General features: G+C 68.5%; 5 protein-coding genes. All 5 read left to right on the forward strand.

Annotation, left to right across the window (positions count from 1 at the left end; genetic code table 11):
- The first annotated feature begins 74 nt into the window (after positions 1-74).
- Entirely contained in the window at positions 75-4,121 is a 4,047-nt protein-coding gene (gene recC, locus H2O77_RS02375) for an exodeoxyribonuclease V subunit gamma (RefSeq protein WP_215823825.1), read from the forward strand.
- A complete protein-coding gene (recB, locus tag H2O77_RS02380; RefSeq protein WP_215823826.1) occupies positions 4,118-8,395 on the forward strand; it encodes an exodeoxyribonuclease V subunit beta in 4,278 nt (1,425 codons plus the stop codon). Before recC ends, recB begins: the two co-directional genes overlap by 4 nt.
- A gap of 4 nt (positions 8,396-8,399) precedes the next feature.
- Positions 8,400-10,532, forward strand: coding sequence for an exodeoxyribonuclease V subunit alpha (gene recD / locus H2O77_RS02385; RefSeq protein WP_215823827.1), 2,133 nt, complete (start codon positions 8,400-8,402; stop codon positions 10,530-10,532).
- 112 nt (positions 10,533-10,644) lie between these two features.
- Positions 10,645-11,835, forward strand: coding sequence for a nitric oxide-sensing protein NosP (gene nosP, locus H2O77_RS02390; RefSeq protein ID WP_215824461.1), 1,191 nt, complete (start codon positions 10,645-10,647; stop codon positions 11,833-11,835).
- Complete coding sequence (locus H2O77_RS02395) at positions 11,825-13,345, forward strand: hybrid sensor histidine kinase/response regulator (RefSeq protein WP_215823828.1); 1,521 nt, start codon at positions 11,825-11,827, stop codon at positions 13,343-13,345. Before nosP ends, H2O77_RS02395 begins: the two co-directional genes overlap by 11 nt.
- Positions 13,346-13,352 lie beyond the last annotated feature (7 nt).

The following is a 13,352-nucleotide window of genomic DNA, read 5'->3' on the forward strand; positions in this document are numbered from 1 at the left end:
ATTCATTGTCTCTTCCGCGCAGCGGCTTGCCACGGCCACGATGGCCGGGTTGTCACTCCCAGCAGGATGCCCGCATGTTTACCGTTCTTCACGCCAATCACCTCGAGGACCTGCGCGATCTGGCCCTCAAGGTGATCAAGGCCGCGCCTCAGCCTCCGCTGGTGCCGGAAACCTTCCTCGTCCAGTCCAACGGCATGGCCCAGTGGCTGAGATTGTCATTGGCCGAGGCCGATGGCATCGCCGCCTCGGTGGATTTTCCACTGCCCTCAAGCTTCGTATGGCGTGCCTATCGCGGGGTTTTGGGTGGCGTGCTGGGCGACGAGATTCCGGAGCTGTCGCCCTTCGACAAGGGCCCGCTTGCCTGGCGTCTGCTGCGCCTGCTGCCGGGGCTGCTGGCCGATGAATCCCAGGCCGAATGCTATGCGCCGCTCAGGGATTACCTGTGTCGCGACGAGCGTGGCCAGCTGATCGAGGCGGTCGGTGAGGACGCATTGCCAGCGCTGCCCGAAGGCCCCGAGGCCGAACGTCAGCAGTGGCAGCTGGCCTGCCAGCTGGCGGACCTGTTCGATCAGTACCTCAACTATCGCCCCGAGTGGGTGCGCAGTTGGGAGAGCGGGCTGGAAGACGACAACTTCCGGGATGCCTTCGCGCGCCAGCAGGCCGCAAGCGAGCTGCCGGCCAATCTGCTGCCCGACAACTTGCCGGACAGCCAGCAGTGGCAGCCGGCACTGTGGCGCGCGGTGCTGGCCGATGCGCCCTCCAGCAGCCGCCAGCATCACCGTGCCGCCCTGCATGGTCGCTTCGTCGCGGCGGCGCGCGCGCTGGAGACACTGCCCTCGACACGCCGTCATCCGTTGCCGCCGCGCCTGTTCGTGTTCGGTATCTCGGCGTTGCCGGGCCAGACGCTGGATGCGCTGCATGCGCTGTCCGGGGTGATGGACATCTACCTGATGATCACCAATCCCTGCCGCCATTACTGGGGCGATATCGTCTCCGACCGTGAAGCCGTGCGGCGCAGTTCGCGAGCAGACAGCCAGCGCATGGACAGCGAACGCCTCGCGCAACAGCGTGCCCGTCACCCCGAGGCGCCGGCGCTGATCGGGCTGGCGGAGGAGGAGTTGCACCTCAAGGCCAACCCGCTGCTGGCAGGGCTTGGCGCACAGGGGCGTGACTTCATCGTCAGCCTGTATGAATTCGAGAGCGCGCTGTCGGGGCGCGACAGCGGCTTCGATCTCGAGCTGGACGTCTTCGTGCCGCGCATCAGCGAGGACACGCCACCCGAGCAGGCGCCGCTGCTGCAGCAGATCCAGGACGAGATACTCGAACTGGTCCACCCCGGCGAGCGTGCGCTGGCCGAGGGCAGTCCGCGGGTGCTCGCGGCCGATGACGACTCCATCAGTCTGGTCAGTGCCCACTCGGCGCTGCGCGAGGTCGAGATCCTCCACGACCGCCTGCTGGCGGCCTTCGAGCGGGCCCATGAGGCCGAGAAGCGCGGTGAGGGCGAGCCGCTGCGGCCGCGCGACATCCTGGTGATGGTGCCCGACATCGACCGATATGCCCCCTATATCGAGGCGGTGTTCGGTCAGTTGCCGCCGGGCAATCCGCGCCATATTCCCTTCACCATCGCCGACCGCGTGGCCAGTCAGGCCAACCCGCTGCTCGGGCTGGTGCTGATGTTGCTGGAGCTTCCGGAGCGGCGCCTCGGCGTCAGCGAGGTGCTGGATGCGCTGGATGTCGCCGCCTTCCGGCGTCGTTTCGCCATCGAGGAGGGCGAGCTCGAGCGTCTGCGGCGCTGGCTGGCCGACAGCGGCGTGCGCTGGGGCCTCTCCGGCGAGCACCGCGAGCAGCTCGGCTTCATGCCCCTCGACGAGAACAGCTGGCGCTTCGGGCTCGAGCGCATGCTGCTGGGCTACGCCACCGGCTCCCCGGCGGCCGGCCGCCCCTCGCAGGGGGAACTTGGGGATGAGCAGAATGGCGCTCCGATTGACGATCTGATGGACGGCCTTGTCGACATGAACGGCCTGAGCTTCGACGGCGTGGTGCCCTTCGATGAAGTGGCCGGTCTCGAGGCCGAGCTGGCAGGCAAGGTCGGCGAGCTGATCGAGAGCCTGGATCGCTGGCGGCGCTGGCTGGATACCTCGCGCACGCCAGCGGACTGGGCCACCACGCTGCAGCGGCTGTGGGAGGAGAGCCTCAGCCCGGACAGCGCCGAGGAATTCGACATTCTGGCGCGTCTGCAGGCGGCGCTCTCACGCCTCGACAAGGGCTGGCAGCAGGCCGGTTTCGAGGGCTGCCTGTCGCTCAAGGTGGTGCGCGAGGCGCTGCGCGGCGAGCTGGACAGCGGCGGTCTCGCCCAGCGCTTTCTCGCCGGGCGGGTCAACTTCGCCACCCTGATGCCGATGCGTGCGATTCCCTTCCGCGAAGTGCACCTGCTGGGCATGAACGATGGCGACTATCCGCGGGTGCGCATGCCGCAGGATTTCGACCTGATGGCCAGCCGCCCGCAGGCGGGCGACCGTTCACGCCGCGACGATGATCGCTACCTGTTCCTGGAGGCGCTGCTGGCGGCGCGGGATCGCCTGTCGATCTCGTGGGTCGGGCGTGACCAGCGCGACAACGGCGAGCGGCCGCCCTCGGTGCTGGTCGGTGAACTGCTCGACTACATCGAGCTGGGCTGGGAGCCCGAGCAGCCGCACTCCGCCAAGCGTTCGCGCGAGGCGGCGCTGCGTGAGCGCCTGATCACCGAACACCCGCTGCAGCCGTTCTCGCGGCGCTATTTCCATGCCTCCCAGGCAGCGGCCGTCGATCTGTTCAGCTATGACGCCAGCTGGTCGAGCCTGTATCGCGCGGCGGGTCAGGCTCAAGTGCCTGAAACACTTAAGGAAAACCCAAGCAATGCCAGTCAGGTGCAAGCGGCGGCAGCGACTGCCTTGAAGCAGCTGGTGGAGCAGGCGCCGGAGTCCCATCTGCGCCTCGGTGCCGATTCGCTGGCGCGCTTCCTGCGCCGCCCCTGGCAGCTGGGGCTGGACCGCGTCGGCGTGCGCTTCCGCGATGCCGAGGTGCCGGATGAAGACAACGAACCCTTCGCCCCCGACGGGCTGGAGAACTTCACCCTGACCCGCGAGCTGCTGGACGCCGCGCTTGCCGGGCAGTCACTGCCGCTGGCCGCCGAACGTCTGCGCCGAGCCGGGCGGCTGCCGGCGCTGGGCTTTGCCGATGCCTTGATCGAACCGCGTCTCAAGCGTCTCGATCAGCAGCTGGCCAGCTGGCGTGACCAGCTCAGCGATGCCATCTCGCTGCCGCCGCGCACCCTCGAGGTACCGCTGATCATGCAGGATGAGGGCGGCGAGATGCTGCGCGTGACTCTCACCACGCGTCTGATCAGCCGTCAGCAGCTACGCGATGACGCCGAGGGCGAGAGCCGCCTGCTGGCCACGCTGGAGGCGACCCACTTCGGCACCCTCAAGCCCGGCAAGGAGGGGCGCTACAAGAAGCTCGGCAAGCCGCATCGTCTGCTGGCCGGCTACCTCGACTGGCTGATGGCCAATGCGCGTCCCGGCCTCGGGGAAGTGACAGGTGATCAGGGCGCAAGCCGTGAAGGCTATCAGTGGCTTGCGGTGTTCGAGGACCGCTGGCTGCTGTTCCCCGCGCTGCGCATCGAGCAGGCCGAGGCCGCGCTGCGCCATCTCGTCAAGGCCTATGCCCAGGGCTGGCAGGCGCCGCTGGCGGCCGCGCTGGAACTGGCGACCACGCTCTGGGAGGTGGTGGGCGAGGAGGATCGCAATGCCCTGTTCGGTGCGCTCAAGGCGCAGGCCGCTGACGGCAGCGCAAACCTTGAGACGGCGCTCGGGGCCATTCACAAGCCCTGGCTTGGTGAGAGTCTGACGCGTGCCATGGAAACCCGCTTCAGCGAAGACATCTTCAAGGGCCCCCAGGCGCTCAGGCGTCAGGAGGGTGCGCTGGGCGAGCTGTGGCCGGAGTTCGAGGCCTTTGCACAGGCCGGCGGCGTGCTCAACAGCGTGCAGCTCTATCAGCCACTGATCGAGAGCATGATCGGTGTGCGGCAGGGCATTCTCGGCGAACGCGCGGTGGAGCTTGCCACCGGGAAGGCGACGTCATGAGCGATACCGGAGTGGAAGACATGCGCGGTGTGGAGAGTGGCGTGAGGAGTGGCATCGCTCAGGACAAGGAAGCGGCAATGTGTGACGTGATGGATCAGAGCCAGCAGGGCCAGGCCCTCGATATTCCGACGCTGCCGCTGCTCGGTCAGCACCTGATCGAGGCGAGTGCCGGCACCGGCAAGACCTTCACCCTCGCCGCGCTCTACGTGCGGCTGGTGCTCGGGCCCTTGCCCGGCCAGGACGCGGGCGTCTGCTATCCGCGCCCGCTGACGCCGCCGGAGATTCTGGTGGTGACCTTCACCGAAGCGGCCACCGCCGAGCTGCGTGACCGCATTCGGGCACGCCTCAAGCAGGCGCGTGAGGCGCTGCTGGAGCGTGCCAGTCCTGATCCGGTGCTGGCCGAGTTGCTCGCGCCGCTGCTGACATCATCACCCGCCGAGGACGCAGCGCGCCTCAAGGCTGCCGCGGCACGGCGCCTCGATCAGGCCGCGCGCCTGATGGATGACGCCGCCATCTTCACCATCCACGGCTTCTGTCAGCGCATGCTCAGTCGACATGCCTTCGATGCCGGCGGACGCTTCGGCGCCGAGCTGTTGCAGGATGGCCAGTCGCTGCTGGCGCGCTGCGTCGAGGATTACTGGCGCTGCGAGTTCTATCCGCTGGCCCGCGAATGGCAGGCCTTGATCCGTGGGCGTTGGGCCGGGCCTGACGCGTTGGGAGAGGAGCTGCGCGGCCTGCTGCGGGATGGCACGCCACGCCCGCTGTACCGCGACGGCGAATGTCTTGAGGCCCCGCATGACCTGAGCGAGCTGCTCGGCAATGCCGAACAGTGGCGTCAGCAGCAGGAGGCCGCCCGTCGCGCCGTCGAGGAAAGCTTCGATGAGGCGGCCATCCGTGCGGTGATGGGCGAGGCCTTCGCCAGCAAGGCCCTCAACGGCAACAGCTACAAGGAGGCCGAACTCGAGCCCCGCCTGGCGGCGACGGCCGCCTGGCTGGCCAGCGGTGAGCACGACTTCGCCGCCGACATGCTCGACAGCAAGAAGCTGTGCTGGCTGAGTCAGGCCAAGCTCGAGAAGGGCACCAAGAAGAACTGCCAGACGCCGCGCCATCCCTTCTTCGAGGCGCTGGACATGCTGGCCGAGGTGCCCGCACCGGACGCCGTACTGCTGGATCAGGTCGCCGTGCATGCGCGTGACAGCGTCGCCCGCGCCCTGATCTGCGAGAAGCGCCGCCTCGGGCTGTGGGAATTCTCGGACCTGCTCAATGATCTCGATCACGCGCTGGACCCGTCGCTCAATGGCGAGGCCAGCCAGCGTCTGGCGCGCCAGATCCGTCAGGAGCTGCCGGTGGCGATGATCGACGAATTCCAGGACACCGATCCGGTCCAGTACCGCATCTTCCGGCGCATCTATCCGCAGACGGCGGGCGATGGCCCGTCCGACGACGATGCCATCGGCAACGATGCCGTCAATGGCAATGCTGGCGAGGCGCCCAGCACGCTGTTGATGATCGGTGACCCCAAGCAGGCCATCTATGCCTTCCGCGGCGCCGATATCGACACCTATCTGGCGGCGCGCAAGGTCACCAGCTCGCGCTTCACCCTGCCGCGCAACTTCCGCTCCAGCGCCGCGATGGTATCCGCGGTGAATGCCCTGTTCGCCCAGCATCAGGCGCCCTTCGGCAGTGAGGACATTCCCTTCCAGCCGGTCGAGGCCCAGGGCACGCGTACCCGGCTGGTGCTGCGTCATCCGGATGGCCGCGAAGAGGCCGCCTGCGCGCTGAACCTGTGGTGGGCCAGCGGTGAGCGTCTGAGCGCCGATGACCACCGCCGCGCCATGAGTGGTGCCTGTCGCGCCCAGATCCAGGCCTTGCTGGAAGGACAGCAGCGTCTGGCGGCGGGCGAGCCGGGGCTGGTGTTCATGGACGAAGCGGATGCGACGCCGCGTGGCGTGGCCGCCAGCGATATCGCCGTGCTGGTGCGCAACGGCCGCGAGGCCGCGGCGGTGCGGGGCGCGCTGGCCGAAGGCGGCATCCGCAGCGTCTATCTGAGCGAGAAGAGCTCGGTATTCGACACGCCGGAGGCCTTCGAGCTGTTGCAGCTGTTCGAGGCCGTGGCCCATCCGCGTGATGACCGCCGTCTGCGCGCGGCCCTGGCGACGCGGCTGCTGGCCGAGGATCTCTCGCTGGTCGAACGCCTCGCGGTGGATGAGCTGGCCTGGGAGCGTGAGGTCGAGCGTTTCGATGGCTATCACCGCGACTGGCAGCGGCGCGGCGTGCTGCCGATGCTGCGCGGCGTGATGCGCGACTTCCGGGTCGGGGAACGGTTGGCGGCGCGCGCCGGGGGCGAGCGTGCCCTGACGGACGTGCTGCACCTTGGTGAGCTGGCCCAGAATGCCGCCCAGCGCCTCGATGGCGAGCAGGCGCTGCTGCGCTGGTGGCATCAGGCGCTGGAATCCGGCCATGAAGCGCTGGACAGCGACAGCCTCAGTCAGCGACTGGAAAGTGATGAGGGGCTGGTGCGCGTCGTCACCATCCACAAGTCCAAGGGGCTTGAGTATCCCATCGTGCTGTTGCCGTTCATGGCCAGCTTCCGCGCGGCCGAGCCGGACAAAAATTTCGGCCTGCTGACCCTCAAGCAGCGCTGGCTGGCCACGGCTGACATGGAAGGTGATGACGAGGGAGGCGCTGACGAGGAAGACGATAACGAGGAAGTGTCTGCTCACAGAGTCGATCAGGAGGATGACGCTCTCGATGACAGTATCCTGGTCAAGAAGCCCTCCAGGGAGGCCATCGCGGCGGCCGACCATGCACGGCTGATGGAAGATGTGCGTCTGCTCTACGTGGCGCTGACGCGTCCCAAGTTCGCCTGCTGGCTGGGACTGGCGCCCATCGGCAAGGGCGGTTTCAGCAAGCAGCTGAGCCTGCCGTCCACCGCCGTCGGCTACCTGCTCGGCCTGAGTGATACCCCGGATATCGAGGCCAGCGCCATCGAGGCCGCGCTGCACGGCTGGTGTGATCAGCAGTCTGCCGGCCTGGCGCGCGTTTCCGGCCTGCCCGCACCAGTAGGCCACGAATATCAGCCCCCGGCGGAGCGCGATCAGCACTTCCACGGCGCGCGCCACTTCGCGGGCGGTATCGAGGATGACTGGTGGATCGCCTCCTACACCGCCTTGCTCACCGATGCCCGTCAGGTGACGGCGGCGCTGGAAGACACCGCTGACGCCGCGGATGACCGCGTGCCCGAGGGCGCCACCGAGATCGCGCTGGAAGAGGGCGAGCAGGGCCTGACGCGCCCGGACCGCGAGGTGGCGGGGCAGTCCGGCCCGCTGCTGGCCGGTGGCCTGCCGATGACGGTGGGCGAGATCCATCTGCATGATTTCCCGCGCGGACCGCGCCCGGGGACCTTCCTGCATGGTCTGCTGGAGGCGGTGGATCTCGATCGCCTCGGTGCGGATGACTATCGCGGCGAGCTTGAACGGCTGGTGGGCTCGCGGCTGCATTTCGGTGGCTTCGATGCCAGCTGGCAGCCGCGCCTCACCGACTGGCTGGAGCAGGCGCTGACCCGCCCGCTGCAGGGCTTCGAGGGCGAGCCTATCCTGCTCAACCGGCTGGAGGCCTGGCTGCCGGAGCTGGAATTCTGGCTGCCGGCCGTGCACGCACGCAGTCTGCCGCTGGATGCCGTGGTCACCGCGCTGGAACCGTTGCCGCGCTCGCGGCCCAGGCTCGCGCCACGCCGCATGCACGGCATGCTCAAGGGCTTCATCGATCTGACCTTCCAGTCCGGCGGCCGCTGGTACGTGCTGGACTGGAAATCCAACTATCTGGGCGAGCGCCCCGAGGATTATCTTGGCGAGTCACTGGCCCGCGCGATGGTCGAGCACCGCTACGACCTGCAATACGTGCTCTACACCCTCGCGCTGCATCGTCTGCTCAAGGCGCGCCTCGGTGAGGACTACGATTACGAGCGCTGCATGGGCGGGGTGCTGTATGTCTTCCTGCGTGGCCTGGATGCCGGCGGTGACTCACCCGCGCTTGCGGTGGATGAGACTGAAGCGCCGCCCGGCCGGCCCCTTGAAGGGACAGCGACGCCCGGCCGGCCTTTTGAAGGGACAGCGACGCCCGGCGTCTTCCAGCGGCGGCCATCACAGGCGCTGATCGAGGCGCTGGATCTCTGGCTGGGCGGCGACAGCTCCGCATTGGACAGCCTGCTCCTCAACACCACCGACACCTCGCCACTCACGCAAAGCGGCCAGCAGGGGGCCTTCGATGTCTGACACCATGTCTGTGCCAACGCAGCAGCTCAGCGCTGCCCCTGACGCCCCGACTGCCGACACCCTGCTCGCCACGCTCGGCCTGTGGGTGGAGCTGGGCTGGCTTAGGCGCGTCGATGCCCATCTGGTGCGCTTCATGGCGCGCCATGTGCCGGAGGCCCCGGCCAGCGTGCTGCTGGCGGCCGCGTTGGCCAGCCACCAGCTGGGGCGCGGGCATGTGTGCCTGTCGCTGTCGCGGGCGCTGGCCGAGCCACGCGCGACCCTGTCGCTGCCGCCGCTGGAGCAGTCCGAGGCGCATCTGGCCGAGGTCAGCGTGGCCCTGCCGGAAGCCTTCCTGGCGGATCTCGATGCCGGGCGCTGGGCCGAGCAATTGGCGGCATCGCGGCTGGTCAGCGTGCTGGCGCAGGCCGATTCCCCGGCAGGCCATCTACCGCTGCGCCCGCTGGTGCTGGTGGGCGAGCGCCTCTACCTGCGCCGTTACTGGCAGGCCGAGCGTGAAGTCGCGGCGGGGCTGCGTGCGCGGATGGGGCCGAGCGAGGAGGGCGAGGCGCGGGTCAGCGATGCGCTGGGCGAGCGTCTGCGCGAGCTGTTCGCCAGCAATCAGCCGGACCCGCACGGCGAGCCGGACTGGCAGAAGCTGGCCTGTGCCCTGGCGTTGCGTCAGCGCCTGACGGTGATCTCCGGCGGCCCCGGCACCGGCAAGACCACCACCGTCACGCGCCTGTTGGCGCTGTTGCAGGCTCAGGCGCTGGCGGGTGGCGCTGACGATGCAGAGGGCGAGCTGGAGAGCGAAGAGACAGCCCAACAGCACGAGCGGCGGGCGCTGGATATCCGCCTGGTCGCCCCGACCGGCAAGGCGGCGGCGCGGCTGTCGGAGTCGATCCGGGGGGCGGTGGCGAAGCTCGAGGTGCCAGACGCGGTACGCGCCGCCATCCCGCGCGAGGCAAGCACCGTGCACCGCCTGCTGGGCGCACGGCCGGATTCGCGTCACTTCCGCCATCACGCCGGCAACCCGCTGGCGCTGGATCTGCTGGTGGTGGATGAAGCCTCGATGGTCGATCTCGACCTGATGGCGGCGCTGCTCGGCGCGCTGCCCGCCCACGCCCGCCTGATTCTGCTCGGCGACAAGGACCAGCTGGCCTCGGTGGAAGCCGGCGCCGTGCTGGGCGATCTCTGCGAGCATGCGTTGCCGCCGCGCTACTCACCGGCGCTGTGTGAAGATCTCACTCGCCTGACCGGCGAAACCCTGGAGCAGGCCATCGCCGTGCCTGATGGCCAGGACTTGGAGGAAACATCAGCGACACGCGGCCGCCTCGCCGATCACGTGGTGGTGCTGCAGAAGAGCTATCGCTTCTCTGCCGACAGTGGCATCGGCGCCCTGGCACGCGCCAGCAACGCCGGCGATCGTCAGGCGCTGCGCGATGTCTGGAAGGCCGGTTATCGCGACATCGCCTGGCTCAAGCTCAGTGGCCCGGAGGACCGCGATCTCGAGAAGCTGGTAGTCAACGGCTACCGCCCGGCGCTGGAGGCCGTGCGTGAGCGGCGCCCGGCGCGTGAGGTGATCGACCTGCTGCTCGAGTTCCAGCTGCTGTGCGCGCTGCGCCGTGGCCCCTACGGCGTCGATGGCCTCAACCAGCGCGTGGCGCGGGTGCTGATGCGGCGCGGCCTGATCGCCGACGAGCGCGGCTGGTACGCCGGTCGCCCGGTGATGGTGACGCGCAACGACCGCGCGCTGGGGCTCTACAACGGCGATGTCGGCATCACCCTGCCGGACCCTGCCGCCGGGGGGCGCCTGCGCGTGTTCTTCCCGGTCGAGGAGGAGGCGACGTCAGACACCGAGCGTGACGGGCAGGACACCGATATCCAGCGCTTCCACCGTGGCGTGCGCGCGGTATTGCCGTCACGCCTCGAGGCGGTGGAGACCGTCTTCGCGATGACGGTCCACAAGTCGCAGGGTTCCGAGTTCCGCCATGTGTTATTCGTGTTGCCTGAGGGCGCCAACCCGATTCTGACCCGCGAGCTGGTCTACACCGGCATCACGCGGGCCAAGTCGCGGGTCACGCTGGCGGGAACCCGCCGCGAGACGCTGGAAGGCGCCATTGAACGACGCGTGGTGAGAGCCAGCGGGCTGGTGCTCTAGGCCGGACACCGACGGATGATCGTCATCTCCGGCTCCGCCGCGCTCGACGGGAGGAGGGGACATGACGGATGTCAGCAGTCGCGTGAAGGAAAGGGCGCAGCCACAGAGCGAAATGCATGCCGTGGCGCTGGCCACGGCGGCCAGTCAGCTCAAGGACCCGCAGGCGGCGGTGGCTGAGCTGGCCCGAACGCTTGATCTGGCGCTGGGAAGTCGCGAGCGTCTCGGCGGGGTGCTGTTCTTCTGCTCGGCGGATTATCCGCTGGCGGCACTGGGCCAGGCGCTGGCTGCCACCTTCGGCGAGGTGCCGGTGAGCGGCTGCACCACCGCTGGCGAGATCACGCCCGCGGGCTATGCGCGTGGCTCCATCACCGCCATCGGCCTTGCGCGCAGTGACTTCGCGCTGGCGCAGGTGCTGATCGATGATCTGAGCGGTTTCGATCTTCCGCGTGCCCAGGCGCTGAGTGACGAGCTGCTGGCACGCTGTCGCGAGCAGGCTGTGGCGCCGGTGATGGGCAACAGCTTCGCGTTGACGTTGCTCGACGGGCTCTCGAGCAGCGAGGAGCAGGTGCTGGCGACGCTGGATGCGGCGCTGGGCAGCATTCCCGCCTTCGGTGGCTCCGCCGGGGATGACAATCGCCTGTCGCACACCTATGTCTACGCCGATGGCGTCTTCCATGATCAGGCGGCGGTCGTGGTGGTGGTCAATACGCGGCTGCCGTTCGAGGTCATCAGCACCCATCACCTCACGCCGCTGGCTGACAAGCTGGTGGTGACGGCGGTGGATCGCGATTCGCGCCGCGTGCTGGAGCTGAATGCCGAACCCGCCGCCGAGGAGTACGCCCGGCTGGCCGGCGTCGCCCCCGAGGCGCTGGAGGAGGCGGTCTTCGCGCGTTGTCCGCTGGCGGTACGCATCGGCGAGGCGCATTACGTGCGCTCCATCCAGCGCGTGAATGACGATGCCAGTCTGAGTTTCTACTGCGCGGTGGAGACCGGCATCGTGCTCACCGCCATGCAGGCCACGACGATTCTCGAGCAGCTCGAGCAGCGTCTGGCCGAGGTGGAGGCGCGCCTGGGGCCGCCCGCGCTGACCATCGGCTGCGACTGCTTCCTGCGGCGCATGGAGATCGAGGCGCTGGCACTGGAGGATGAGGCCTCACGCATGCTCAGGCGGCATCGGGTGATCGGCTTCAATACCTACGGTGAGCAGCACCACGGCATGCACATCAACCAGACCTTCACGGGCGTGGTGATCGGCCAGCGCCGCTCGGTTGCCGACGGCACGGGAGGACAGGATGTCGCCTGATACGCCGCTGACCGAACAGGGCTTTCTGAGCGAGCCGGACGCTCTGACTCAGACGGACGCCCTGACTCAGACGGACACCTTGAGCGCCGAACTCGCCGCCCTCAAGGCGCGCAATCGCCAGCTGGAGAAGATCAACGCCGCCCTGATCGAGCGGGTCGAATCCAGCAGCCCTTCACCGAGCGCGCCCTACGCCGCCTTCGAACATGCGGTGCTGCTGGCGGATCAGGTGCGCGAGCGCACCGATGCCCTGCATCGCACCCTCGATGAGCTGGGGGCGCTCAATCGACGTCTCACCGCCGCCAAGGCCGCCGCCGAGGCGGCCAACCACTCCAAGACCCGCTTTCTCGCCGCCATCAGCCATGACCTGCTGCAACCCCTGAATGCCGCCCGGCTGTTCGCCAGCGCCCTGGAAGAGCAACTGGCGAGGCTGGCGCTGGATGCTTCCCTGCCGGGCGATGCCATTTCTGACGTCACGCCGGGTGATGCTTCGCAGGGCGTCTCCACGCCCAGCGAGCTGGTGGCGCGGCTGGGGCGCTCGCTGTCAGATGTCGAGAGTCTGCTGGGTACGCTGGTCGATATCTCGCGGCTGGATGCCGGCGTGCTGACGGCGGATGTCGCCGTCTTCCCGGTGCGTGAACTGCTGGATGTGCTCGCCGAGGAATATCGTCAACTGGGCGCCGCCCGTGGGCTCGAGCTGCATTACGTGGCCTGCCATCTGAGCATCGAGTCGGACCTGCAATTGCTGGCGCGGGTGGTACGCAACTTCCTGAGCAATGCGCTGCGCCATGTGCCGGATGGCTCGACGCGCGGGCGGGTGCTGCTGGGGTGCCGGCGTCGCGGTGACTGGCTGGAGATCACCGTGGCCGACAACGGCCCCGGCATCGCCGAGCATCAGCGCGAGGTGGTCTTCCAGGAATTCCGACGTCTGGCGCCGCGCCAGGACAACGAGCAGCGCGGCCTCGGGCTGGGGCTGGCGATCGTCAAGCGCATCACCGGCCTGCTGGAGCACCCCCTGTCGCTGACCAGCACGCCGGGGCGCGGCGCCGCCTTCGCGGTCCGCGTGCCGATTCGGCAGCCTGCCAGCGTAGTGGGCCCGGCGGCTGACGCGACTTCTCCCGGCCAGCCTTGCGCATCACCGCTCGCGCAGCCGCTGCTCGATACCGTTATCTGGGTGGTCGAGGATGATCGGGAGGTGTGTGCCGGCATGCAGTCATTGCTCGGGGGCTGGGGCGCGAGTGTTTACTGCGCCGATGATGCCGAGGTGCTGTTGCAGCAGGCCGTGGCCGCGCCGCAGGTCTTGATCGTCGATCATCAGCTGGGCGAAGGGCAGCCCGATGGCCTCAAGCAGGCGCAACGCCTGCGGCAACGCTGGCCGGGCCTGCCGGTGGTGGTGATCAGCGCGGACCACTCGGCGCCGCTCAAGGCCAGGGCGCGTGCCCTCGGGTTCGGGTTTCTGCTCAAGCCGGTCAAGCCGCTGCGCCTGCGCCAGTTGCTGGTCAATCGTCGCTAGCCGTGCG

This window comes from Cobetia sp. 4B, assembly GCF_018831605.1.
GTDB classification, from domain to species: Bacteria; Pseudomonadota; Gammaproteobacteria; order Pseudomonadales; family Halomonadaceae; genus Cobetia; species Cobetia amphilecti.